The 25,967-nt window shown below is 59.1% G+C and carries 19 protein-coding genes, 3 tRNA genes and 1 riboswitch; of the genes, 2 read left to right on the forward strand and 20 right to left on the reverse strand.

Annotated features, from left to right (window positions below):
- The 7 genes from AC1RO5_RS29830 to ltaE all read right to left on the reverse strand — a co-directional run bounded on the left by AC1RO5_RS29830 (nt 1) and on the right by ltaE (nt 5,963).
- A tRNA-Arg gene (locus AC1RO5_RS29830) sits at nt 1–73 on the reverse strand.
- Between the two features lie 71 nt (nt 74–144).
- A tRNA-Arg gene (locus AC1RO5_RS29835) sits at nt 145–221 on the reverse strand.
- Between the two features lie 107 nt (nt 222–328).
- A tRNA-Ser gene (locus AC1RO5_RS29840) sits at nt 329–419 on the reverse strand.
- Nucleotides 420–481: 62 nt separating this feature from the next.
- A complete protein-coding gene (gene csrA, locus AC1RO5_RS29845) occupies nt 482–670 on the reverse strand; it encodes a carbon storage regulator CsrA (RefSeq protein WP_002554426.1) in 189 nt (62 codons plus the stop codon).
- 188 nt (nt 671–858) lie between these two features.
- Nucleotides 859–2,100: an aspartate kinase gene (locus AC1RO5_RS29850; protein ID WP_007934911.1), complete on the reverse strand. Its 1,242-nt coding sequence runs from the start codon at nt 2,098–2,100 to the stop codon at nt 859–861.
- Nucleotides 2,101–2,190: 90 nt separating this feature from the next.
- Nucleotides 2,191–4,812, reverse strand: coding sequence for an alanine--tRNA ligase (alaS, locus tag AC1RO5_RS29855; protein ID WP_493179299.1), 2,622 nt, complete (start codon nt 4,810–4,812; stop codon nt 2,191–2,193).
- Nucleotides 4,813–4,958: 146 nt separating this feature from the next.
- Nucleotides 4,959–5,963: a low-specificity L-threonine aldolase gene (gene ltaE / locus AC1RO5_RS29860; RefSeq protein ID WP_493179300.1), complete on the reverse strand. Its 1,005-nt coding sequence runs from the start codon at nt 5,961–5,963 to the stop codon at nt 4,959–4,961.
- Nucleotides 5,964–6,162: 199 nt separating this feature from the next.
- A riboswitch (FMN riboswitch) is annotated at nt 6,163–6,333 on the forward strand.
- A 115-nt stretch (nt 6,334–6,448) separates the two neighbouring features.
- Between ltaE and AC1RO5_RS29865 the strand changes: the two genes are divergently transcribed.
- Nucleotides 6,449–6,958 carry a 6,7-dimethyl-8-ribityllumazine synthase gene (locus AC1RO5_RS29865; RefSeq protein WP_019582888.1) on the forward strand — a complete coding sequence of 170 codons (510 nt, stop codon included), beginning with the start codon at nt 6,449–6,451 and terminating at the stop codon, nt 6,956–6,958.
- Between the two features lie 128 nt (nt 6,959–7,086).
- Here AC1RO5_RS29865 and astE read toward each other — a convergent pair whose 3' ends face one another.
- The 7 genes from astE to AC1RO5_RS29900 all read right to left on the reverse strand — a co-directional run bounded on the left by astE (nt 7,087) and on the right by AC1RO5_RS29900 (nt 14,859).
- On the reverse strand, nt 7,087–8,097 hold the full coding sequence (gene astE / locus AC1RO5_RS29870) for a succinylglutamate desuccinylase (protein WP_493179302.1): 1,011 nt from the start codon (nt 8,095–8,097) through the stop codon (nt 7,087–7,089).
- A 12-nt stretch (nt 8,098–8,109) separates the two neighbouring features.
- A complete protein-coding gene (locus tag AC1RO5_RS29875) occupies nt 8,110–8,400 on the reverse strand; it encodes a hypothetical protein (RefSeq protein ID WP_046042326.1) in 291 nt (96 codons plus the stop codon).
- Between the two features lie 25 nt (nt 8,401–8,425).
- Nucleotides 8,426–9,772, reverse strand: a complete 1,347-nt coding sequence (astB, locus tag AC1RO5_RS29880; RefSeq protein ID WP_019651767.1) for an N-succinylarginine dihydrolase — start codon at nt 9,770–9,772, stop codon at nt 8,426–8,428.
- A 143-nt stretch (nt 9,773–9,915) separates the two neighbouring features.
- Nucleotides 9,916–11,385 (reverse strand): succinylglutamate-semialdehyde dehydrogenase, encoded by a 1,470-nt coding sequence (gene astD / locus AC1RO5_RS29885; protein ID WP_493179314.1) that lies wholly within the window; start codon nt 11,383–11,385, stop codon nt 9,916–9,918.
- Entirely contained in the window at nt 11,382–12,407 is a 1,026-nt protein-coding gene (gene astA / locus AC1RO5_RS29890) for an arginine N-succinyltransferase (protein WP_019651765.1), read from the reverse strand. The genes astD and astA overlap by 4 nt, the downstream gene beginning before the upstream one ends.
- Before the next feature lie 79 nt (nt 12,408–12,486).
- A complete protein-coding gene (gene aruF / locus AC1RO5_RS29895) occupies nt 12,487–13,506 on the reverse strand; it encodes an arginine/ornithine succinyltransferase subunit alpha (protein ID WP_007934901.1) in 1,020 nt (339 codons plus the stop codon).
- Nucleotides 13,507–13,638: 132 nt separating this feature from the next.
- Nucleotides 13,639–14,859, reverse strand: a complete 1,221-nt coding sequence (locus AC1RO5_RS29900) for an aspartate aminotransferase family protein (RefSeq protein ID WP_493179304.1) — start codon at nt 14,857–14,859, stop codon at nt 13,639–13,641.
- A 286-nt stretch (nt 14,860–15,145) separates the two neighbouring features.
- On the opposite strand from AC1RO5_RS29900, the gene AC1RO5_RS29905 reads away from it, so the two are divergent.
- The gene (locus AC1RO5_RS29905) at nt 15,146–20,011 is read left to right on the forward strand and encodes a dermonecrotic toxin domain-containing protein (protein WP_493179306.1); all 4,866 of its coding nucleotides are present in this window, start codon (nt 15,146–15,148) and stop codon (nt 20,009–20,011) included.
- Between the two features lie 33 nt (nt 20,012–20,044).
- Here AC1RO5_RS29905 and AC1RO5_RS29910 read toward each other — a convergent pair whose 3' ends face one another.
- The 6 genes from AC1RO5_RS29910 to AC1RO5_RS29935 all read right to left on the reverse strand — a co-directional run bounded on the left by AC1RO5_RS29910 (nt 20,045) and on the right by AC1RO5_RS29935 (nt 25,292).
- Nucleotides 20,045–21,025, reverse strand: coding sequence for a GlxA family transcriptional regulator (locus AC1RO5_RS29910; protein ID WP_007934898.1), 981 nt, complete (start codon nt 21,023–21,025; stop codon nt 20,045–20,047).
- Nucleotides 21,026–21,137: 112 nt separating this feature from the next.
- On the reverse strand, nt 21,138–21,902 hold the full coding sequence (locus AC1RO5_RS29915) for an ABC transporter ATP-binding protein (RefSeq protein WP_111279965.1): 765 nt from the start codon (nt 21,900–21,902) through the stop codon (nt 21,138–21,140).
- Between the two features lie 27 nt (nt 21,903–21,929).
- The gene (locus AC1RO5_RS29920; RefSeq protein WP_493179309.1) at nt 21,930–23,042 is read right to left on the reverse strand and encodes a succinylglutamate desuccinylase/aspartoacylase family protein; all 1,113 of its coding nucleotides are present in this window, start codon (nt 23,040–23,042) and stop codon (nt 21,930–21,932) included.
- Between the two features lies 1 nt (nt 23,043).
- Nucleotides 23,044–23,742: an ABC transporter permease gene (locus tag AC1RO5_RS29925; protein WP_111454807.1), complete on the reverse strand. Its 699-nt coding sequence runs from the start codon at nt 23,740–23,742 to the stop codon at nt 23,044–23,046.
- Entirely contained in the window at nt 23,739–24,428 is a 690-nt protein-coding gene (locus tag AC1RO5_RS29930; RefSeq protein WP_007934894.1) for an ABC transporter permease, read from the reverse strand. Before AC1RO5_RS29930 ends, AC1RO5_RS29925 begins: the two co-directional genes overlap by 4 nt.
- Nucleotides 24,429–24,518: 90 nt before the next feature.
- Complete coding sequence (locus tag AC1RO5_RS29935; protein WP_493179311.1) at nt 24,519–25,292, reverse strand: ABC transporter substrate-binding protein; 774 nt, start codon at nt 25,290–25,292, stop codon at nt 24,519–24,521.
- Nucleotides 25,293–25,967: the final 675 nt, after the last annotated feature.

Here is a 25,967-nt window from a genome sequence, read left to right on the forward strand (position 1 = left end):
GCACTCGACAGGATTCGAACCTGTGACCGCTCGGTTCGTAGCCGAGTACTCTATCCAGCTGAGCTACGAGTGCATTTGTGTTTTTATACCAGATCACAACTGGTTGGAGCCAAGTTATTCACATTGCTGTAAACAACTCTTAAATGGTGCACTCGACAGGATTCGAACCTGTGACCGCTCGGTTCGTAGCCGAGTACTCTATCCAGCTGAGCTACGAGTGCATTTGTTGCCGCGCATTATAGGCCGTTAAATCTTTTTGTAAAGCACTTTTTCTAGTAATTTCAACAACTTACCGAAGAAGCCAGATTACAACGTACTAAGCAAATAATGGCGGAGAACGGGGGATTCGAACCCCCGACACCCTTTTGAGGTGTACTCCCTTAGCAGGGGAGCGCCTTCGGCCACTCGGCCAGCTCTCCGCAACACGGGGCGTATATTAACCAGCTTCTTCCCCGTTTGCAAACATAAAAAACGATAAAAATTAATGGCTTGGTTCTTCGTCCTTCTCTTTCTTGATACGCAGGTAAATTTCCTCACGATGCACAGCCACCTCTTTCGGGGCGTTGACACCAATACGCACTTGATTTCCTTTAACGCCGAGCACGGTCACGGTGATTTCGCCATCACCAATAATCAGGCTTTCTGCGCACCGACGAGTCAGAATCAGCATACCTTTCTCCTCACGCATTTCATTTCAGGGACAACAGTCTGCAAAAAAAAGGCATCCGACCTACAACCGAAAAGGTCGCAGCCCTACATGCCTGAGTATTGACTAGCGCGAGCAAAAGAACAGTTTTGGTACGCACCATTCAAAAAAACGAAGGGCGCGGTCAGACCGCGCCCTTCGGGGGGAACGCATTACTCGCCCTGTCGGGCCGGCGCGTCCAGTTCGAAAGCTGTGTGCAGGGCGCGCACAGCCAGTTCCAGGTACTTCTCTTCGATCACCACGGACACCTTGATTTCCGAAGTCGAGATCATCTGGATGTTGATGCTTTCTTTCGCCAGGGATTCGAACATGCGGCTGGCCACGCCTGCGTGGGAGCGCATGCCGACGCCAACGATCGAGACCTTGGCAATCTTGGTGTCGCCAACGACTTCACGGGCACCGATCTCGCGAGCGGTGTTTTCCAGCACGGATTGCGCCGCCTGGTAGTCGTTGCGGTGCACGGTGAAGGTGAAGTCGGTGGTGTTATCGTGCGCAACGTTCTGCACGATCATGTCGACTTCGATGTTCGCGGCACTGATCGGGCCGAGAATCTTGAACGCCACGCCCGGGGTGTCTGGCACGCCACGGATGGTCAGCTTGGCTTCATCGCGGTTGAAGGCGATGCCGGAAATGATCGGCTGTTCCATGGTTTCCTCTTCATCAATAGTAATGAGGGTGCCCGGACCCTCCTTGAAGCTGTGCAGTACGCGCAGCGGAACGTTGTACTTGCCGGCGAACTCGACCGCACGGATCTGCAACACCTTGGAGCCGAGGCTGGCCATTTCCAGCATCTCTTCGAAGGTGATCTTGTCCAGACGCTGAGCCACGGACACCACACGCGGGTCGGTGGTGTAGACGCCATCGACGTCGGTGTAGATCTGGCATTCGTCAGCCTTCAGGGCTGCCGCCAGCGCCACGCCAGTGGTGTCGGAACCGCCACGACCGAGCGTGGTGATATTGCCGTGCTCGTCGACGCCCTGGAAACCGGCGACAACCACCACACGACCGGCCTTCAGGTCACCGCGAATCTTCTGGTCATCAATCTGCAAGATACGCGCTTTATTGTGCGCGCTATCCGTCAGAATCCGTACCTGGTTGCCGGTGTACGACACCGCTGGCACGCCGCGCTTGATCAGCGCCATGGCCAACAGTGCAATCGTCACCTGCTCACCGGTGGAAACGATCACATCCAGTTCGCGTGGAACCGGTTGGCCGTCGCCACTGATTTGCTTGGCCAGATCGATCAGACGGTTGGTTTCGCCGCTCATTGCAGACAGCACAACCACCAGGTCATCGCCCGCATCGCGGAATTTCTTAACCTTGTCGGCGACCTGCTCGATTCTCTCGACAGTGCCGACTGAGGTGCCTCCAAATTTCTGTACGATCAAAGCCATTTCAAAGCCGCCTCTGCCCATGAAGGGCGCCCAATAATCACTCAAACAGCGTTCTGGCCCGCCACTAGACCGCGGGCCAGGCACACTGCCTTATAAACCCTGCTCTACAAATGGAACAGTCAGGGCCAATGCGGCATCCAGTGCGCCAGCGTCAGTACCACCGCCCTGCGCCATGTCTGGACGACCACCGCCCTTCCCGCCCACTGCCGCAGCAGCCTGTTTCATCAAATCACCGGCTTTGAGTTGGCCAGTCAGGTCTTTGGTCACGCCTGCAACCAGAACGACCTTTTCCTCATGGACACTGCCGAGCAGGATCACTGCGCGGCCGAGTTTGTTTTTCAGTTGATCGACCAGCGCCAGCAGCGCCTTGCCGTCCTGACCGTCCAGACGCACGGCCAGCACTTTCACGCCCTTGACGTCCAAAGCAGAAGCCGACAGATCGTCGCCCGCCGCACTGGCCGCCTTGGCCTGCAACTGCTCGAGTTGCTTCTCCAGCAGACGGTTGCGCTCCAGCACAGCCGACAGCTTGTCGATCAGGTTATCGCGGCTGCCCTTGACCAGGTTGGCCGCTTCCTTGAGTTGTTCTTCAGCCGCGTTCAAGTAGGCCAGTGCCGCGGCACCGGTGACTGCCTCGATACGACGCACACCCGAAGCCACACCGCCTTCGCTGATGATTTTCAGCAGGCCGATGTCGCCGGTACGGGTGGCGTGAATACCGCCGCACAGTTCGACGGAGAAATCGCCCATGCTCAGCACGCGTACGCTGTCGCCGTACTTCTCGCCGAACAGCGCCATGGCGCCTTTCTGCTTGGCGGTATCGATGTCGGTTTCTTCGGTTTCAACTTCGGAGTTCTTGCGAATCTCGGCGTTGACGATGTCTTCCAGCGCCTTCAACTGCTCAGGCTTGATGGCTTCGAAGTGGCTGAAGTCAAAGCGTAGACGCTGACTGTCGACCAACGAGCCTTTCTGCTGAACGTGCTCGCCCAGCACCTGACGCAATGCGGCGTGCAACAAGTGAGTCGCCGAGTGGTTCAGCGACGTCGCGTGGCGCACTTCGGCATCGACATGAGTCTCCACCGGAGCACCTACGATCAGGCTGCCCGAATCCAGCACGCCGTGGTGCAGGAACGCACCGCCGGTCTTGGTGGTGTCGCGCACGTCGAAACGCGCAGCGCCAGCCTGGAGGAAGCCGCAATCACCAATCTGACCACCGGATTCGGCATAGAACGGCGTCTGATCGAGAACGACCACGCCCTCTTCGCCTTCGCTCAGTACGTCGACCGATTGCCCTTCTTTATAAAGAGCAACGATTTTGGCGGAGCCGCTGTGAGCGGTGTAACCGGTGAACTCGGTGGCCACATCAACCTTGACCAGGCTGTTGTAGTCCATGCCGAAGGAGCTGGCGGAGCGGGCACGCACGCGCTGGGCTTCCATTTCGCGCTCGAAGCCTGCTTCGTCGATGGTCAGACTGCGTTCACGGGCGATGTCGCCAGTCAGGTCCATCGGGAAACCGTACGTATCGTAGAGTTTGAACACCACGTCGCCCGGCACCACGTCGCCTTTGAGTTCAGCCAGATCCTGCTCGAGGATTTTCAGGCCCTGCTCCAGGGTCTTGGCGAATTGCTCTTCTTCGGCCTTCAGCACGCGCTCGATGTGCGCCTGCTGGGATTTCAGTTCTGGGAACGCTTCGCCCATCTCGGCGACCAGGGCCGCAACGATCTGGTAGAAGAAGCTGCCCTTGGCGCCCAGTTTGTTGCCGTGACGGCAAGCGCGACGAATGATCCGGCGCAACACATAACCGCGGCCTTCGTTGGACGGCAGCACGCCGTCGGCAATCAGGAAGCCGCAAGAGCGGATGTGGTCAGCCACGACTTTCAGGGAAGCCTGATTGTCGTTGGTGCAGCCGATGGCCTTGGCCGATGCGCTCAGCAGGCTCTGGAACAGGTCGATTTCATAGTTCGAGTGAACGTGCTGCAGCACGGCACTGATCCGCTCAAGACCCATGCCGGTATCCACCGACGGGGCTGGCAACGGGTGCAACACGCCATCGGCGGTGCGGTTGAACTGCATGAACACGTTGTTCCAGATTTCGATGTAACGGTCGCCGTCTTCTTCCGGCGAGCCCGGTGGGCCACCCCAGATGTCGGCGCCGTGATCGTAGAAAATCTCGGTGCAAGGACCGCACGGGCCGGTATCGCCCATGGTCCAGAAGTTGTCGGAAGCGTACGGCGCACCCTTGTTGTCGCCGATACGAACCATGCGCTCGGCCGGAACGCCGATCTCTTTGGTCCAGATGTCGTACGCTTCGTCATCGCTGGCGTAGACGGTGACCCAGAGCTTTTCTTTGGGCAGGTTCAGCCACTTCTCGGAGGTCAGGAAGTTCCAGGCGTAGGTGATGGCGTCACGCTTGAAATAATCACCGAAGCTGAAGTTACCCAGCATTTCGAAGAAGGTGTGGTGACGGGCGGTATAACCGACGTTTTCCAGGTCGTTGTGCTTGCCGCCGGCACGCACGCATTTCTGGCTGCTGACGGCGCGGGTGTACGCGCGCTTTTCCTGGCCCAGGAAGCAGTCCTTGAACTGGTTCATCCCCGCGTTAGTGAACAGCAGGGTTGGGTCGTTGCCCGGAATCAAAGAGCTGGAGGCTACACGGGTGTGGCCTTGCTCTTCGAAGAAGCGAAGGAAGGCTTCACGGATTTCTGCGCTTTTCATTAGGTTCTTCCACGGAGGCTGCGGCCAAAGGCCTGTGCGAAACGTCAACAGACGAAGCGACGGCAAAGGGCCGCATTATATCGGCCCTGCGCGCGGGGTACAGCGTGTTTATACGATAGAAACGGTCAATTGGACCGCTAACGCGATCAGATGCGGGAAAACTCGACGAATGTAGCGACGACCTGCTCGATTTGCGCACGGCTGACGTCCATGTGCGTGACCATTCGCAGACGAGCGGCAGCGCTGAGCTTTATCCCGCGTGTCGCGGCGAAGGCCTTGATCGCTTCGGCCTTGTCGCCCATTTTTACGTAAACCATGTTGGTCTGCACCGGCTCGACCTCATAACCCGCCGCGCGCAGGCCTTCGGCCAGCAACTGTGCATTGGCATGGTCGTCGGCCAGGCGCTGAACATTATTATCCAGCGCATACAGCCCCGCCGCCGCGAGAATCCCGGCCTGGCGCATGCCGCCACCGACCATCTTGCGCAAACGCCGAGCCTTGGCGATCAACTCGACCGAGCCGCACAGCACCGAACCAATCGGCGCACCCAAGCCTTTGGACAGACAAACCGACACCGAGTCGAAATGCTGAGTGATCTCCCGTGCATCGACACCCAGCTTGACCGCCGCGTTGTAGAGCCGCGCCCCATCCAGATGCAGCGCCAGGCCATGCTCACGAGTGAAGCGGCGAGCCTGGGCCAGATATTCCAGCGGCAGCACCTTGCCCTGCATGGTGTTTTCCAGGGCCAGCAAACGGGTGCGGGCGAAGTGGAAGTCGTCTGGTTTGATCGCGGCGGCGACTTGCGCCAGGTCCAGCGAACCATCGGCTTGCACTTCCAGCGGCTGCGGCTGGATTGAACCGAGCACCGCCGCGCCGCCACCTTCGTACTTATAGGTGTGGGCCTGCTGACCGACAATGTACTCGTCACCGCGCTCGCAGTGGGCCATCAAGCCCAGCAGGTTGCTCATGGTGCCCGTCGGAACAAACAGCGCCGCGGCAAAACCCAGTCGTGTTGCCAGCTCGGCTTCCAGACGATTGACCGTCGGATCTTCGCCATAAACGTCGTCACCGGTGGCCGCATTGGCCATCGCGTCGAGCATCCCTGCGGTCGGTTGAGTGACGGTGTCGCTGCGAAGATCGATAACGCTCATGAATCTGGCCTCGGTTAACAGGGGAAAAATCCGTTTCGGAAAGGAATTACTGCGGTCATGCCGACAATTAATCAAGCCTTGGACGAGGAAAAGGCGCTTTATGCCTTCGGAAAACCCGATAGCAATCATCAGAAAGCAGCCATGCACGCCCCGTAAATATGTGTTAAAAACGCTTCGCCGCCAAACAATCTGGCGGCAAAAACGTTCTCAGGGCGGGGTGTAACTCCCCACCGGCGGTAATTGCGCGCAATGCGCATAGCCCGCGAGCGCTTGGCGACAGGCACGGCAATAGCTGTGATGGCGACAAGGTCAGCAGACCCGGTGTGATCCCGGGGCCGACGGTCATAGTCCGGATGAAGAGAGAACGGGATTGACGCCGCCCAGGTTCTGTACCAAAGCGCCGTCCGCAGACACGTGTGCCTGCGTACCCTTAAATCCCATTCGATTCATAACGCCCTGTTTTTCACACAAACAGGAGTCAGAACATGCAACCCACCGCAATCGATAGCAAAAGCAAAAACCATCAGGGCGAGCGCGTCGCGTTCATCCAGGCCTGCTGGCACAAGGAAATCGTCGATCAGAGCCGTAAAGGCTTCGTCGCTGAAATGATTGCTCAGGGTTATCAGGAGTCGGACATCGATTTCTTCGAAGTCGGCGGCGCCTTTGAAATTCCGCTGCACGCCAAATTGCTGGCCAAGTCCGGTCGTTATGCCGGCATCGTCGCCGCGGGCCTGGTGGTCGATGGCGGTATCTATCGCCACGAATTCGTCGCCCAGTCGGTGATCAGCGGCCTGATGCAGGTTCAGCTGGAAACCGAAGTGCCGGTGTTCTCGGTGGTTTTGACCCCGCACCACTTCCATGCCGGTGAAGAACATCAGAAGTTCTTCTTCGAGCATTTCGTGCATAAAGGTCAGGAAGCGGCGAAGACGTGTGCGGATACGCTGCACAAGACTCGCGCATTGCGCCGCAGCGAGCCTCGCGCGGTAGCTGTCTAGTCGTACGATCGTTCCCACGCTCTGCGTGGGAATGCCTCAATGGACGCTCTGCGTCCGCTTCGGCAGGGACGCGGAGCGTCCCGGGCTGCATTCCCACGCGGAGCGTGGGAACGATCATTCCACGACAGTCAGACCAGGTTTTCGTCGGTGGTCGGCACGATCAGGATGCCGGCGCGCAGGCCGTTCTTGACCCTGGGGTTCGGGAAGATGATCCGGGCGCCCTGCTCTTCGACGATCCAGCGGGTATTGGCGATATCCTCGGCCAGCACATAACCCACTTTCAATTCCGAAAAGTTTTCGATGTCCGCCGGCAGGTTCAGGCGGAAGTTATCGCTGTGCTTGATGACTTCCCGCGACACGCTGAACAACTGCAAACCATCCAGCCCACCGTCAGTCATTGGCGGCTCGGTGCCTTCGATGATCTGCTTCAGGCGGGTTTCCAGCAGACTGACGTTGACCCCTTCGTTCTGCCCGAACGGACGAGCCTTGCCCAGCTCCAGGGTGAAGGACTCGGCATCGAGCTTGTCGTAGGTGTAGGAACTGAAGACGATGGACGGTTTGTTCTGCAACAGCACCGCCTCCATGCCGGCGGCGCGCAGGCGAGCCAGTTCCAGGCGTGAATGCTGACGACCTTCTTTCCAGGGATACAAAGCGAACTGCTCGATTTTCGAGCCACGGATCGCCGTGTGCAGGTCGTAGTGCAGACGGTTGCGGTCCGGCAGGCTGAAGAACGTCGCCGCCAGCCGCTCCAGCTCACAGGCGCGCAAGGCCTCGGAACCGCTGCTTTGTTCGTGACGGCCGTTGAACAGCCGATTGACGTCCTGCTCGATAAAACGCTCACCGCGGCGGATGGCCTCGGGATTGCCGAACAGAAACAGAATACGGGCGCGCGGCTTCAAGTCACCGCGGGCGATGTCGTGCAACAGGCGATCGAGCAGCTCGATCGGCGCTGTTTCATTGCCATGGATACCGGCCGAAAGCAGCAGATCCAGGCCATTGTCGCGAGCCTCAGGTGGCCGAACTTCCAGCGCACCTTCGCTCAACCAGCGCATCCGCACGCCTTCGACAGTCAGTTGAGTCTTCTCCGCCGGTTCGCGGCCGGCGAGGGTCAGTTCAAGCAGTTTGCCGAGGGCGAGCATAGAGCGGTTTCCTTAGTGATCGTGATTGCAATCCGGGCCGTGCACGTGGTCCTCATCATCGCCGAGCTCGGCCGGTTCCATCTCCAGTTGCAGACTTACCAGATTAGTCGCCAATGGGCGCAGCAGCAGGTTGGCGTATTCAGCGTCACCCTCTTCGACGTCCACGCCGATCAGCAACTGGCCACGGCCGTCCTGCTGGATCCACAGCTCTTTGCCTTGCCACAGGACCGCGACGCGGGTGCAGGAAGTTTCCAGTTGCGTGCCGTCGGTGTCTTCAAGGATCAGCTGCAGGGTATCGCTCATGTATTTACGCTCTCGTCTGGAGATATCAATTGATCTGGAATGGATAAACCGCGCCCAGTTTAAGGATTTGCGTCAGTTCATCCAGTGCCGTCCGGCACTCAAGCAACAATTGCGGGTCCGCCAGATCGTTTTCGGTCATGCGGTCGCGGTAGTGCTTTTCGACCCACTCGGTCAATGTGCCGTACAACGGAGCCGTCATGATAACCCCTTGGTTGACGGCCGCCAGCTCGGTTTCGTTGAGGGCGACGCGCAACCGCAGGCAAGCCGGGCCACCGCCGTTCTGCATGCTCTGCTTGAGATCGAAGACTTTCACTTCGCGGATCAGGCCACCAGAGCTGGTCAGGCCTTGCAGGTACTGCCAGACGCGTTCGTTGCCATGGCATTCTTCCGGCACGATCAACAGCATGGAGCCGTCAGGACGCGACAGCAGTTGGCTATTGAACAGGTAGGAACGAACGGCGTCTTCCACGGTGACCGCGGAACGCGGTACGCAGATCGACTGAAATTTCCCACCGACTTTTGCCAGTTTGCCTTGCAGCTCAGCGAGCATCTGGTCGGTGTCGAGGAAGGCGTCCTCGTGATAGAACAGCACCTCGCCGTTGCCCACGGCGATCACGTCGTTATGGAACACGCCCTGATCGATCACCGAAGGGTTCTGCTGGGCGTAGACCACGCCGTCATCGCTCAAGCCGTGCAGGCGAGCGACGGCCTGGGAGGCTTCGAGGGTCTGGCGCGCCGGGTACTTCTGCGGGGACGGATAACGGGTGTCGAACGCGCTGCGACCGAACACGAAAAACTCGACGCCGGCTTCGCCGTAGTCACGGCAGAAACGGGTGTGGTTGGCCGCGCCTTCGTCACCGAACTGCGCCACGGCCGGCAACGCGGCGTGGTGAGCGAAGTGTTTCTGGTCAGCGAACATCGCGCCCAGCACGCGACTGGTGGTCGGGTGCTCGATGCTGCGGTGGTATTTGCAGTTCAGGTTAGCGGCGGTGAAATGCACACGACCGTCGGCGGTGTCGGCACTCGGGCTGACCGTGGCGGCGTTGGCCACCCACATGCTCGACGCCGAGCAACTGGCAACCAGCAGCGGCATCGCGTCTTTGGCGGCTTGCTCGATCACTTGCGCGTCGGTGCCGCTGAAACCCAAGCGGCGCAGGGCGGCTACGTCAGGGCGTTCCTGTGGTGCGAGCACACCTTGCTGAAAGCCCATATCCATCAGCGCTTTCATTTTCGCCAGACCTTGCAGCGCGGCTTCCTTCGGGTTCGAGGATTGCTGGCTGTTGCTCTGGGAGGCGACGTTGCCGTAGGACAGGCCACCGTAGTTATGGGTCGGCCCCACTAGACCGTCAAAATTGACTTCATAGGATTTCATCAGCGAGGCTCCACGAGAATCTGTTGTTATAGGCTTCAGTAACTAACTGTTCAGTGCGACCGCGTCGCGGCCTTCGCGGGCAAGCCTCGCTCCTACAGGTTTTGCGCAATCCCGTAGGAGCGAGGCTTGCCCGCGAATGGGCGTTACGACATGCGCACGCCGGGTGTAAGGGCCGCTGGCAAGGTCAGGCTCGGGGTTTCCAGCGAGGCCACCGGGTACGCGCAGTAATCCGCCGCGTAGTAGGCACTGGCGCGGTGGTTGCCCGAGGCGCCGACGCCGCCGAATGGCGCGCTGCTCGCAGCACCGGTCAGCTGCTTGTTCCAGTTGACGATACCAGCACGGCTTTCCAGCCAGAACTGCTGATAACGCGCTTCGGAATCCGACAGCAGGCCGGCCGCCAAACCATAAGCGGTGTCGTTGGCTTCAGCGATCGCCGCTTCAAAATCAGCGTAGCGGATCACTTGCAGCAGCGGACCGAACAGCTCTTCGTCAGGACGATCGGCAACCGCAGTCACGTCCAGAATGCCAGGGGTCAGCAAGGCAGCCTGAGCCTGAGGCTGAGTCATTTCCAGCAGCGCCACGGCGCCATTGGCCAACAGATGCTCTTGCGCTTCCATCAGGGCTTTCGCAGCGCCGAGGGAAATCACCGAGCCCATGAACGGCGCTGGTTGCTGATCGAACGCACCGACGTCAATGGTCGAGCTGACCGCCACCAGACGCGCCAGCAGCGTATCGCCCCAGGCGCCTTGCGGCACCAGCAAGCGACGGGCGCAGGTGCAACGCTGGCCGGCAGAAATGAACGCCGACTGAATGATGGTGTAAACGGCCGCATCGAGATCCGCAACCTGATCCACCACCAACGGGTTGTTACCGCCCATTTCCAGCGCGAGGATTTTGTCTGGACGACCGGAAAACTGCTTGTGCAGATGATTGCCGGTACGGCTGGAACCGGTGAAGAACAGACCGTCGATGCCCGGGTTCGCCGCCAGGGCGATACCGGTTTCGCGAGCACCTTGCAGCAGGTTCAGCACGCCCGCCGGCAGACCGGCTTCGATCCAGCACTTGACCGTCAGTTCGGCGACTTTCGGCGTCAGTTCGCTGGGCTTGAACAGCACACTGTTACCGGCCAGCAGCGCCGGCACGATGTGACCGTTTGGCAAGTGACCGGGGAGGTTGTAAGGACCGAACACCGCCACCACGCCGTGCGGCTTGTGACGCAATACGGCGGTGGCGTCGCCCAGCGGGCCGCTCTTCTCGCCGGTCCGTTCGCGGTAGCTCTGCACCGATATGGCAATCTTGTTGACCATGCTGGTGACTTCAGTCGCCGCTTCCCACAAGGGTTTGCCGGTTTCTTCACCGATGGTGCGAGCCAGTTCGTCAGCGTGATTCTTCAGCGCGGCGGCAAAGGCTTCCAGCACACTGATGCGCTCTTCCAGGGTACGACGGGCCCAGCCCGGGAACGCCTGACGCGCGGCTTGCACGGCCGACTCGACCTGAGCGGCAGTGGCGCCTTCGCCGGCCCACAGCACTTGCTGGGTCACCGGGTTCACCGATTGAAAGCTTTCACCCTGGCCGGCCAGCCATTCACCGGCGATGTATAGCGAATTCATTATTTCGACTCCCGAGCTGCAGACAACGGAACGGCGCGTACTTGATCGCCAGCGTTGAGTTGAAGACGTTTGGCGGTCAGCGGATCAACCACCAGCGTGCCAGCGGCGAAGCGTGCTGGCGCGGCAGTGATCCGGCAGTCTTCGCGCTTGCGGTTATGGATCAGGAACGGCGTGGCGTCATCACCCGGGGTGCCGATGGCCAGCACCAGCGCCTGGCTGTCGCGCACCGCGCGGATCTTGGCGGTTTCGCACTCCACCGCAGGGCCTGCGTCGAAGATGTCGACGTAGCCTTGGTAACTGAAACCTTCACTCTTGAGCATCGCCAGGGCCGGCTCGGTGTCCGGATGCACCTGGCCGATCACGTTGCGCGCGTCTGGCGACAGGAAGCAGGTGTACAGCGGGAATTTCGGCATCAGTTCGGCGATGAACGCCTTGTTGCCCACGCCAGTGAGGTAATCGGCCTGGCTGAATTCCATCTTGAAGAAATGCCGGCCCAGGCTTTCCCAGAACGGCGAACGCCCGGCTTCGTCGGACATGCCGCGCATTTCAGCAATGATCTTGTTGCCGAACAGTTGCGGGAACTCGGCGATGAACAGCAGCCGCGCCTTGGCCAGCATGCGGCCGTTGAGGCCACTGCGGTAATCGGCGTGCAGGAACAACGAGCACAGTTCAGAGTTGCCGGTCAGGTCGTTGGCCAGGAACAGCGTCGGAATTTCGCGGTAGATGTTTAGCTCTTGCGAGGCGCTGACCGTCAGGCCCACCCGGAAGTTGTACCAGGGCTCACGCAGGCCGACGGCGCCGGCAATCGCGGAAATACCGACCACGCGACCATTGTCGTCTTCGAGTACGAACAGGTAGTCCGCATCGCCCCGCCCGGCGTCGCCGCGGAAGGTTTTTTCGGCCCAGCCAACCCGATGGGCCAGACGCTCTTCGTTGGCCGGCAAGGTGGTAAGGCCAGTGCCGGTGCTGCGGGCCAGGTCGATCAGAGCGGGTAAATCGCTGCTGCGTACGGGACGAACGATCATGCTATCTCCTCAAACGGGCCGCTTGCGCCACCCGCGAAATTTCGCTGCTTTCCAGACATTTCTCTCCAGGAAGCAGGCGTCAAACCGCCACCAGGCGCACGCTGGCACCTTCACCGACGCCCAAGGCTTCGGCCGCTTCAAGATCCAGGGTCACAGGTTTGCCCGGCGCGTAATCAAGCTCGAGCAACACAGCGCGGTAATCCTGCAACTGGGCGTTGGCCACCAGATACTGACGACCGGCGCCTTTGACCGGCTCACCGATTTTCACCGGGACTACACGGCTCTGGGCGATCGAACGGATCCCCGAGACGCGGGCGTGCAAGGTTGGGCCACCATCGAAAATATCGATGTAGTGATCGGTCTCGAAGCCTTCGCGCATCAGGATGTCGAAAGTGATTTGCGCCCGCGGGTGCACCTGGCCCATCGCCTCTTGAGCGGAGTCCGGCAGCAACGGCACGTAGATCGGGTAATGCGGCATCAGCTCGGCGAGGAACGTGCGGCTCTTCAAACCGCACAGACGCTCGGCTTCGGCGTAGTTGAGGTCGAAGAAGTTGCGACCGATGGCATCCCAGAACGGCGAATCGCCATTTTCGTCGCTGTAACCGACGATTTCGGTCACCACGGAATCGGCAAAGCGCTCCGGATGGCTGGCCACGAACAACAGACGGCCACGGGAGTTGAGCTCCGCCCAAGGCGTGCCCACCAACTCCCTCTGCACGTAGAAACTGGTCAGCAAGCTGTTGCCGGTCAGGTCGTGGCACTGGGAGAGCACGTGGATCTTGTTGTGGATCTTCAGCTCGCGGGAGGCGTGCACGAATGTTTCGTTTCGAAAGCTGTAGAACGGCTCGGAATAACCGGCCGAGGCAACGATGGCAGAACAGCCGACCAGTTTGCCGGTGGCGGTATCTTCGAGGACGAAGAAATAGCTCTCTTCACCGTTGAAGCTCACTTCGGCGGCGAACGAGGCTTCGCTTGCGGCGATCTTGTCGCTCAGGCGTTCAACGTCATCCGGCAAGGAGGTGACACCAATCGGGCTATCCGCAGCCAGACGCTGTACCTCGCCCAGATCAGCCATTTGCGCGGGGCGCATCACCAGCATGGTGTCACTCCTTTCTTAACATCAGGTTGGCGAATTGCGCCAACTCGGGGAAAAAAATGCCGGGCAGGCCCGGCACAGGAAATAATCTCAACGCCTATCTATTACGATAGGCGCTGAGGAGCACTGTATGAATCAGGCTTGCGTCAGCTTGGCCACGGCGCGCTCGAAACGGTCCAGACCGGCATCGATATCGGCGTCTTCAACCACCAGGCTTGGCGCAAAACGAATCACGTCCGGGCCGGCTTGCAGAATCATCAGGCCTTCACGCTCGGCGGCGTTGAAGATGTCCTTGGCCTTGCCTTTCCAGGCGTCGCTCAGTACGCAACCGAGCAACAGGCCCAGGCCACGGACCTGAGTGAAGAGGCCGTATTTCTCGCCGATCTGCTCAAGACGGGACTTGAACTTGTCGTGCTTGGTTTTGACACCGTTCAGCACTTGCGGCGTGTTGATCACGTCGATCACTGCTTCAGCGACCGCGCACGCCAGCGGGTTGCCGCCGTAAGTGGTGCCGTGGGTGCCGACGACCAAGTGTTTGGCCAGGTCTTCAGTGGTCAGCATTGCTGCGATCGGGAAACCGCCGCCCAGGCTCTTGGCGCTGGTCAGGATGTCCGGGGTGACGCCGTAATGCATGTAGGCGAACAGCTCGCCGCTGCGGCCCATGCCGGTCTGCACTTCGTCGAAGACCAACAACGCGTTGTGCGCATCGCACAGCTCACGGGCGCCTTGCAGGTAAGACTGCTCGGCTGGCAGCACGCCGCCCTCGCCCTGGATCGGCTCCAGAACCACCGCGCAGGTCTTGTCGGAAACAGCGGCTTTCAGCGCGGCCAGATCGTTGTAAGGCACGTGGGTGATGCCGGTGATCTTTGGACCGAAGCCGTCGGAGTACTTCGACTGGCCACCGACGTTCACGGTGAACAGGGTACGGCCGTGGAAGCTGTTGAGCGCGGCAACGATTTCGTACTTCTCGGTACCGAAACGGTCATGGGCCACGCGACGGGCCAGCTTGAAGGCGGCCTCGTTGGCTTCGGCGCCGGAGTTGCAGAAGAACACACGATCGGCAAACGTGGCGTCGACCAGCTTATGGGCCAGGCGCAAGGCCGGCTCATTGGTGAACACGTTGGACACGTGCCACAGCTTGTTCGCCTGTTCGGTCAATGCAGCGACCAGCGCCGGGTGCGCGTGGCCCAATACGTTAACGGCAATCCCGCCGGCGAAGTCGATCAGCTCGCGGCCAGACTGGTCCCAAACACGGGAACCGGCGCCACGCACAGGAATGAAAGCGGCAGGCGCATAGTTGGGAACCATTACCTGGTCAAAATCGGCGCGTTCTACCGCAGCGTGCTCAACGGACATCGGAGTCTCCTGATGAGGAACACTCGCCTGAAACTGGCGAGCGATGGGGGGATTGTAAGGACAGTTTTCAGCCCGGCCTTGCCGCCAAGCGACAACTTCTTATAGCGCAAACACCGGTTTTGCCCGGGTTTACGGCAATGCGACAAATACCGTCGCAAAGGCGCAGTTTAAACTGTCGACACAGGTTATAGGCAGGGTTGTCGGACAGTGCGGTAATTATGTACCGCACCAAACACATCATGGTCTGTTTTGCTGGCGGCCAATCCAAACGCTAAGGGAATAGCGCATGAGCCGATACGAAAATGATCGCCCTTCCACTGTCACCGTCAGTGAATCCGCCACACAACCGGACGATCACTACCATCACCTGTTCAATAATCTGCCGAGCTGGGTATTAGAAGCCTCGCCTGGTACACGTAGCGCCCTCAAACAAGCCTCGCTTGCGGTGCCGGACTGGCATGGCACCGCGACGCCGTCGCAACATGAATCGCTGAAAAAACTCAGCCAGGAACACTGGACCCATCGAAATCGCCTGGATTCGATGCTGTCGAAGCTGCAAAACGCACGAGACTTTGCCGAACCCCTTTTGAGCGCAGCCCTGAAAACCCGGTTTGACCTGGCACTGGACGTCAAAACCACTTTCCTGCGCCTCTACACGCCTCAAACAGTGCCCGCATTCGGGATCAAGACGGGTGCTGCACGTACCTGGACCGTATCGCTGCTCGACGCCTGCCTTCATAATTTTCAGGAATCGGAAACCGCAGCGGATGCTTATGAGTCCGCCTCGACGTTCATCACCGAACCGTCGCCCACAGGGCAGTTCGAGACACTGCCGATGGTCAAGCAGAAACTCACTGTCGCAGCCTTTGCCCTGCTGTGCCGGGAACTGGATATCGGCGCCCAGTACACCACTTACCTTGAAGACAATCTGGGGCTAACCAACCCGGTGGCCGCTGCGGTGCTGAAATCGAAGGTGATCAGTTCGCACAAAACCGCACTCAAATCCGCACTGCAAATGGCGCACATCCGTCGCGACATTCCAGAGGACGCCCGTCTCTCGATCCTGCGCATTGTGGAAGGACGTTCGGGCGCGCGACTGGATGGTCAGCCGCTTTATTGTCACGACCTGACAATAATGTCCTCCTCACTGACCGGCATCGTCATGTTCATGCCGAAGCTTGACCGGGCACGCAAGGCAACGCGGGTCATCGCCTACATCCCGGACGATCCGGAGCATCCTCTCAAGCAATACCCAGACACACTGGCGTTCCTGAACGAGCTAACCCGCAAGCTACGCGCTCCCGCTTACCAAACGTTCTTCAGTCGCTTCGTCGACCACAAAGAAAGGGGACATTTTTTTGCTGATCTCAATCGTCGCCTCCAGAGCGTAACCTGGCACCCACACCAGCATGGCGACCCAATGCCGAGTTGGCGCGAAACGCCCATCGACAGGCCCAACCTCCGGTTTTCGATGACCCCGTTCAGAGCGGACTTGTGGAACCATCTCCATCAGCGGCAGCTGAACAAGATCCTCAACGATGCCAGTACACTCGCCGTCTCCACCGCTTCTGCCGACCGAAACGCACGATGGGCATTGTGGGATGCTTTCAGCAAAGTGGCGTCGACACTCCTTGAAATCGCGACATTTGTTGCATTGCCTTTTGTTCCGTTTCTTGGCGAATTGATGCTGGCCTATATGGCCTACCAGTTACTCGACGAAACCTTCGAAGGCATCGTGGACCTGGCCATAGGGCTGAAAGCAGAAGCGCTGGGGCACTTGATGACGCTCGCCGAAACAGTGGTCCAGATAGGCACCTTCGCAGTGGGTGGCGCCATCGCTGCCGGCGCCTTCAGTCGCCTACTCTCGCGCGAAGCTATCGGGCTTATCGACCCATTCAAACCCATCACGACGCCTGAGGGAAAAACCCGTTACTGGCAGCCGGATCTCACACCTTACGAACAAACGCTCAGTTTGCCCGAAGGATCAAAACCCGATCAGCTTGGCCTCTATCGTCACGGGGGCAAGACACTGCTGCCACTGGAAGAAAAACTGTATGTCGTGAAACCCGATCACACGTCGGGTGCATTTCAAATTGAGCATCCGAACCGGGCCGATGCTTATCAACCGACTCTACTGCATAACAACCACGGCGCCTGGCACACAGAGCTGGAACAACCGTTGAACTGGGACCGGGAAAAGGTCATGCGTCGCCTCGGCCATAGTGTTGAATCGTTCAGCAGCGCCGAGCGCGAGCAAATCCTGCGGATCAGCGGTTACCACGACAACGTAGTGCGTGAAACGCATGTCGAGCGGTATCGCCCGCCTTCGCTGCTGACAGACACGATCAAGCGCTTCAGGATCAATCGGGACATTGAAACCTTTATCGAACAGATCGGCAGCGACCAACCCGAGGACTATCGAAAGGCCGATCCGGCCATGCAATATCTACTGCTGAGCCGATACGACTCATGGCCTGTCGATACTCCTGTGCCGGCACTGGAAACCCAAACGCAAACACTCCGACAGCAGACTGCGGATCTCGCCCTGAGGTACCGCAAATCGCTGTTCGAAATGCACTACCGCGCAGAGGAAAAGACTGATAACCCGCAAGTTCAGCAACTGCTCGACGAGGTGCAGGGACTACCGACCGATATTGCACAAGAGCTGGTGAGCAATGCCACCGGCACCGAATTACGGCAGCTGCACAACAATCGCATGCCCCAACGCCTCAAGGACGCGGCACAAAAAGCCATGGAAGCCGTACGCGCAACCCGAGCCTGTGAAGGCCTTTATTCCGAAGCTCTGGAAACCACCGATACCCATCGACTGGCCTTACATAGCCTGAACTCATTACCCAACTGGCCTGCCGAGCTGCGTATCGAGGTGCGGGATTATTCCCATGAAGGGACCGTGCGCGACAGCATTGGTCAGCCCGATGTACCAACACTTAAAACGCTGGTGCGTGCCGAAGACGGGACCTACCAGATTCACCAGGACAGTGAATCGGTACCCGGTGATTTCTATCAGGCCCTTTTTCAGGCGCTGCCGGATACACAACGCAATGCATTGAGCCCTTCGCCTGGAGACGCCCGGACATTCAAACAACGCATCGTCGAGCACGCTCTGGAGCAACCGGCATTACGCGCACTGTTCGCAAAAAATCCCCATCGCAAACCCTACTATGACCCCACCACCATGCGCCTGCCCGGTGGCACGCAGGGCTATAGTCGAGCTAACCGCGAGACACCTACGCTTAATGACCGGGTTCGAGATGTTTACCCCAACCTGTCTCAAGAGCAATTGCAGTCCATAGTCCAGGCATTGCAGAGTCACCCCGATGGCGCTCGCGTTGAACTCTCACGCCTGAATAGAGAGCTGGTCCGACTGCATCAGGACCTGGGCACCTGGATCAATGAGGCGCCCACTGTTCATCCTGAAACCGGACGCCCTCTCAGTGAGCTGGATCAACAAGCCGAGAGAAACAATCGCAAGTTGCTGGCTCAGGAAATCCAGCGCAGTTGGCGGCGACAGACCGAACGGGACTTCGACGCACCGGATGAGACTAGCCGGTATACGCTCAGGTTTGCAGAGCCGATAATCGGTGACTTGCCATCAATAAATGCCGATTTCGCTCATGTGTCGCTGCTATCCCTGGAGGGCAACCATACCGTGCAGGGTATTCCAGGGTTTCTACAGCGATTCAGTGGATTGCGCCGCCTGGAGTTACGCCGTTTTTCCCTGACCACCCTCCCCGACGCTATCCCTCGAATGACAGACCTTCACGCCCTGGTTCTAAGCGATTGCGGCATCAGGATTGACGCGGCCACATGGTCGAAACTGACTTCATTGAAGAAGCTGGCCTCGCTGGATCTGTACAAGAATCCGTTTGAAACCGCACCCCACATCGACACAATGAGCGAACTGACTCACCTGGATCTGAGCGCCACCGACCTGTCCGAAATTCCGGCCGGCGCCCTGCAACACCCAAGGCTCGACACCCTTCTGCTGACGAACAACCGTATCAGCGAGTTGCCTGCCGGGTTGTTCGAGAGCTCGTTGTACAACAAGCGTGGCATACACCTCACGCACAATCCGGTTTCCAACAGAGCCCGAGAACTGATCAAGCGACACCACTTCGATACCGCTTACGACATGTCCGTCTATGCCCCCGAGGCGGACATTGATCGCGTCACTGCGCTATACCCCGGCATGGATGTCGAGCAAGCGAGTCAGTTTGTCTACGAATTGCCGGGCACGCTGGAGGAAGGCCGCACCTATCTGACGCGCCTTGAAGAAGAGCTTGCTCAATTGAGAAATGATTTGTCTGTCTGGACCGCCGACGTTCCGGACCGACACCCCGTTACGGGCGCCCTCTTCGATGCCAACCAACTGGCTGTCGAACAAGCCAACCGTGACCAATTCAAACAGCTTCTTGAGAGGTGCTGGCAGCATGAATCCGAGCTGGATGATTTCAGCGACTCACTTGAGCCCATGTTCGAGCTCACCGTCCCCTCCATCATCAACGGAGAGCTGCCAACACTGAACGCCGACTTCAGTCATGTGTCGGCGCTGGAACTTCGCAGTGCCAACGGCGCGACCCGTATCGGGCGCTTTCTGGAATCCTTCCCCAACCTCAAAAGCCTCAGGCTGCGCGAGTGCAACCTGGGTAACATTCCTGACGCGGTATTCAAGATGAGTCGACTGAGATCGTTGTCATTGCCCTACTGCCGCATCCGTTTATCACCGGAGTCGACAAACGCATTAGTGGGGATGGAACAGCTTGATTTTCTCGATCTGGGCCACAACCCTCTGGGGCAAACACTGGACCTGAGCCAGATGCCGAGCCTGGCGACCGTCCTGCTTAACAACACCGGCATCACCGAAATACCACATGGCCTGTTACAACTGACCGAACTGGATTGGGCAGACCTGAGCGAAAACGCAATCACCGAAGTCCCCAGTGACGTTCTGGAAATGCCATTGGACATCGCGGAGAACATTAGCCTGAGAGGCAATCCGCTTTCCGAGGAGAGCCTGTTACGGCTGATCGACTACTTTGAAGGCACGGGCGCGGATTTCGGCGTGGAAGCAGTAATCAATCGAGGCGAAATGGAGGTTTCATCCTCCGACAGCTCAGCGATGGACGAGTAAAACAGCCTTCAGCTCCGAGCATGGGGCACTTGGTCACCCGCGCTCGGACGGCACCGACGACAATTCGAACGGGCTGCTGCTGCGCCGCTGGTTGCGATCTTCCCGGGGCGTGGCGCCGAAGAAGTTGCGGTAGGCGCTGGAGAAATGCGGCCCCGAAGAGAAGCCACACGACAGGCCGATCTGGATGATCGACTTGCTGGTTTGCATCAACATCTGCCGGGCCTTGTTCAGGCGCAGTTCCAGGTAGTACTGGCTCGGCACGCGGTTGAGGTATTGCTTGAAGATCCGCTCCAGCTGCCGACGCGATACGCACACGTGCTGGGCGATTTCGTCGGTGGTCAGCGGCTCTTCGATGTTGGCTTCCATCAGCAACACCGCCTGGGTGAGCTTCGGATGGCTGGAACCCAAGCGGTTCTGCAAAGGAATACGCTGGCGCTCGCCGCCCTCGCGAATGCGTTCGACCACCAATTCTTCCGACACCGCACCGGCCAGTTCGGCGCCGTGATCGCGGGCCAGCACCGCCAGCAACAGGTCGAGCACCGACATGCCGCCGCACGCGGTCAGGCGATCACGATCCCAGTCGAACAGGTGACTGGTGGCAATCACCTTCGGGAAACGCTCGGCGAAATCGTCCTGCCAGCGCCAATGCACGGCAGCGCGATAACCGTCGAGCAAACCCAACTGCGCCAACGGGTAAACACCAGCGGACAAACCGCCGATCACACAACCGGCTCGCACCAGTTGTTTCAGCGCACTGCTGAGCGGTGGCGCGAGAGAAGTCGGTGGTTCGTCGGCGAGCAGGAACAGTTTCTGAAAGTTTTCGAGCTTGCCGGCCCATGGCTCGCCTGGCAATTGCCAGGCGCCGTCGGTCGGCGGTTCGGCCTGCAAAAACGACAATTCGTAAACAACGTCCGGGTGCACACGCTGGGCAACACGCAAGGCCTCCTCAGCCAGCGCAAGCGTCAGAGCTTTAGTGCTGGGCCAAATCAGGAAACCAATTCGATGGGCAGTCATGGCGGGCAATCCGAAACGAAGACAGTGTTAAAGCCGAAGGCGGCTGCAACCAAATTAGACCATCTGGCGCGCGGTGCGCAGCATGACCTAATTTGGTGCGTAACGGGAGCGATTACTTGAGGCTGCCCGAGAGGAATTGTTGCAAACGTTCAGACTGCGGATTCACCAGCACTTCACGCGGGTTGCCGCTTTCTTCGACCAGGCCTTTGTGCAGGAACACCAGCTGGTTCGACACTTCACGGGCAAAGCCCATTTCGTGCGTCACCACCACCATGGTCCGGCCTTCCTGCGCCAGGGCCTGCATGACTTTCAGCACGTCCCCCACCAACTCCGGGTCCAGAGCCGAGGTCGGTTCGTCGAACAGCATCACTTCGGGTTCCATCGCCAGCGCACGGGCAATCGCCACACGTTGCTGCTCGCCACCAGACATGTGCCCTGGGTAGGCGTCCTTGCGATGAGCCACACCGACCTTGTTCAGGTAGTGCTCGGCCTTCTCGCGGGCTTCAGCCTTGGACACACCCAGCACGTGAACCGGCGCTTCCATGATGTTTTCCAGCGCGGTCATATGCGACCACAGGTTGAAATGCTGGAACACCATAGACAGGCGTGAACGCATGCGTTGCAGCTGCTTCGGGTCGGCGGCTTTCAGCGCGCCGTCCTTGTTGGCAACCAGTTTCAGCTCTTCGTTGTTGAGCAGAATCTTGCCCGCGTGCGGCTGCTCGAGCAGGTTGATGCAACGCAGGAAAGTACTTTTGCCGGAGCCACTGGAGCCGATGATGCTGATCACATCGCCAGCCGCCGCTTTCAGGGACACGCCCTTGAGCACTTCGTGACTGCCATAGCGTTTATGCAGGTCTTGGACTTCAAGTTTGTACATGCGGTCGGTTCTCACAAAAACAGTCAGTCAGTCGTTGAGCAAGCGCCCGTGACGCAGCGCTTCGCGCCCCGCCACCTTGGCCAGCCAGAAACCGGGTTGGGCGTAACGCAGCCGTTCAATGGCAAACAGCACCCCGGACGTACCAGCACACACCGTGCTGACCCGATCCGCCAGCGGATCGATCACTTCAAAAATCTCGTCGCCTGCTTCAACCCATTCACCGGGCTTACGCAGAAAACTCAGCACGCCAGGATGCGGCGCGAACAGCAATTCAGTGCCTTCGAACGGCATGCCTTCGCACGCGTCTTGCGCAGGCTTCGGCCATTCGCCACCGATCAAGCCTTGCTCGGCGAGGAACGCCAGAATGCCTTCGGCGTGAGCCTGCGCTTCAGCGCGCCCGGTATCGGCCTGACCACCCAGTTCAATGGTAGTCGCCAGGCAGGCCAGCGGAATTTGCGCATCCGGGAACAGACGCGACAGGCGCAGCCACGGCAGCGAGCACGCTTCGTCAAAGGAACTGCCGCCGGAATCCTCCGCCAGCAGACCGACCTTGACGTTCAAGTGCGCAGCCAGTGAACGCCAATGCGGCCAGTGTTGCGGCAAGGCGTACATGTGCAGCGCCGCTTCGCAATCGCAATGCAGATCCAGCACCACATCAGCAGTGCAGGCATGGCTGAGCAAGATGCGCTGCATGCCTTGCAACTGGCTGCTCGCCTCTGGCAAAGCCGCCAGGTGATCGCTCATGGCTTGGCGGATCACACGGATATTGGCGTGAGGATCATCACCCAGGAGCCCCTGGAGTTCGACGGCCACAGGCTCGCTCAGCTCGACAAAATCCCGGTTGAAGTTCTTGCCGCTGCCCGCTTCGAAACGCCCCTGATGGTTCCCCTGAAGCAATTGCCCCAGCCCCAGCGGATTGGCCACCGGCACCAGTTCGATCACACCGTTGAGCAAGCCCTGAGCTTCAAGTTCGGTCAGGCGCTTTTTCAGCTCCCAGGCCGTGCGCATCCCCGGCAATTCATCGGCGTGCAGGCTGGCCTGGATGTAGGCCTTGCGCTCGCCAGTACCGAAGCGGAACACCGAAATCCGGCGTTCACTGCCCAGGTGGCTCCACGGCAAAGCATGATCGATACGTTCCATATCAATGCTTCCGCGGGGCCAGATAGCCCAGCCAGCGGTGTTCGGCCATTTTGAACAGGCGCACCAGAATAAACGTCAGGCACAGGTAGAACGCGCCGGCGGTGATGTAGGCTTCGAACGGCAAGTAGAACTGAGCGTTGACCGTGCGCGCGGCACCGGTGATGTCGATCAGGGTCACGATCGACGCCAGACTGGTGGTCTGCAGCATCATGATCACTTCGTTGCTGTACTGCGGCAGCGCCCGGCGCAGGGCCGATGGCAGCAGGATCCGCTTGTACATCTTGATTCGCGACATGCCCATGGCCTTGGCCGCTTCGATCTCGCCGTTCGGCGTGGCACGCAGGCTGCCGGCGATGATTTCAGCGGTGTAGGCGCTGGTGTTGATCGCGAAGGCCAGGCACGCACAGAACGAGGCACTGGACAGCCATGGCCAGAGGAAGCTTTCACGTACTGTTTCGAATTGCGCCAGACCGTAGTAGATCAAGAACAGCTGCACCAGCATCGGCGTGCCGCGGATCACATAGGTGAACAGCCAGGCACTCATGTTGACCAGCGGCTGCTTGGAGACGCGCATCAGCCCCAGCGGCAGTGCCGCCAGCAAACCGAAGAACAGCGACAGTGCGAGCAGTTTGAGGGTGGTCACCAAGCCGCCGAAGTACAGCGGCAAGGCCTCCCAAATGACGTTGTAGTCGAAGATCATAGCTCAGCCGCCCTTACGCCTACCGAGTAGCGCTTCTCAAGATGACGCAATGCCAGCAACGAGACGCTGGTGATCACCAGGTACATCGCCGCCACCGCGAGGAAGAAGGTGAAAGGCTCGCGGGTAGCGTCTGCCGCCTGCTTGGCCTTGAACATCATGTCTTGCAGACCCACCACCGAAATCAGCGCGGTAGCCTTGGTCAGTACCAGCCAGTTGTTGGTGAAGCCCGGAATTGCCAAGCGAATCATCTGCGGCACCAACACCCGGAAGAACACCTGGAAACTGCTCATGCCGTACGCCATGCCGGCTTCTGCCTGACCCTTGGGGATCGCCATGAACGCGCCACGGAAGGTTTCCGACAGGTACGCACCGAAGATGAAGCCCAGGGTGCCGATACCGGCGGCCAACGGGTTCAGGTCGATGTAGTCGTCATAGCCGAGCATCGGCGCAACGCGGTTGAGCAGGTCCTGGCCGCCGTAGAAAATCAGCAGGATCAGCACCAGATCGGGAATACCGCGGATCACCGTGGAATACAGATCGCCCAGCCAGGCCAGCCAGCGCACCGGCGACAGACGCAGCGCAACGCCGATCAGCCCCAGAACGATGGCCAGGGCCATGGACGACAAGGCGAGCTGAAGCGTCAGCCATGCGCCATCGAGGATGACAGCCCCGTAGCCTTTCAACATGATTCAGGTCCTCGAAAGTTGGGATGAAAAAATGGCGCAAACCTCAGAGATCCTGTTGCTTGCGCCATTTCGGACTTGTTGCGGGGACGATTACTTGCCGTAGATATCGAAGGCGAAGTACTTGTCCTGGATTTGCTTGTACTTGCCGTTCTCGCGAATGGCCGCGATCGCGGTGTTGATCTTGTCTTTCAGCGCGTCGCCCTTGCGAACCGCGATCCCTACGCCGTCGCCGAAGTATTTGACGTCGGTGAAGGCCGGGCCAACGAAGGCAAAGCCCTTGCCGGCGTCAGTTTTCAGGAAGCCGTCATCCAGCAGGGTAGCGTCTGCCACGGTGCCGTCGAGGCGACCGGCGGCCACGTCGAGGTAGATTTCGTTCTGCGAACCGTAAGGCTTGATCTCGGCACCCAGCGGGGCCAGGACTTCGCGGGCGAAACGCTCGTGGATCGAACCACGTTGCACGCCGATGTTCTTGCCCTTCAGCTCAGCCAGGCTTTCGCTGACTTGAGTGCCGGCCTTCATGACCAGGCGAGCCGGGGTGTTGTAATACTTGTTGGTGAAGTCCACGGACTTCTTGCGGTCTTCAGTGATCGACATGGACGACAGGATCGCGTCGATCTTGCGCACTTTGAGTGCAGGGATCAGGCCGTCGAACTCTTGCTCGACCCACTGGCACTTGACCTTCATCTCTTCGCACAGGGCGTTACCGATGTCGTAGTCGAAACCCACGATGCTGCCGTCCGGTGCTTTGGAGGCGAACGGAGGGTAAGCCGCTTCGATACCGATTTTCAGAGGTTTTTCATCGGCGAATGTCGGCAGGGACAGCACGGACAGTGCCAGGGCGCCAAGCAGCACGAGTTTCTTCATCTTGGGACTCCATCGGTAAAGGGCAAAAACGGCAGAGTGAGCGACAGCCCAATATGCGAATGGTTAAACCAAAAAGCGGTGCTGCGTCCTAGGAACCGTGCGCTGATTTCAACGCAGGCAACGACGAGCGAGTGCTTGGCATTCTAACGACAGGCCCGAAGCCGATATTTCTTCAATGCGACAACAAATTACAGAAGCACCGAGAATGCCGCTTGGGCACGTTGACAGCTCTGCAATTTCATGCAAGAGCAAAAGACAGTGAACCGATCTATGTTGCAAATTGCGGGCCTATTATTGGCAAACCCTTCTAATCCGGCAAGCACAGCGTGGTGTCTAATTTTTTATGCAAGGTTCAGAGGCCCTGAAACGGGGCTTTGCGTTTCCCTATGCCTCGTTATCGGGCAGGCGGTTACACATTCAGTTACTTGAAGGGTGATGGGTAACAGTGGGAAAGCACCTACATAGGAAGCCGATAATTATTGGCCCTTCCGTTGATGATCGTTCCCACGCTCCGCGTGGGAATGCCGCCATGGACGCTCCGCGTCCGCCGTTGACGCTGTGACGCAGAGCGTCACGGGATGCATTCCCACGCGGAGCATCACTAGTGTCCGGTAAAAACTAAAGGGGGAGCTTGCTCCCCCTTGCTGTGCCTGCTTCGTAAGCAATAATCAGGTT

Source organism: Pseudomonas sp. GW822-FHT02G04 (genome assembly GCF_058802085.1).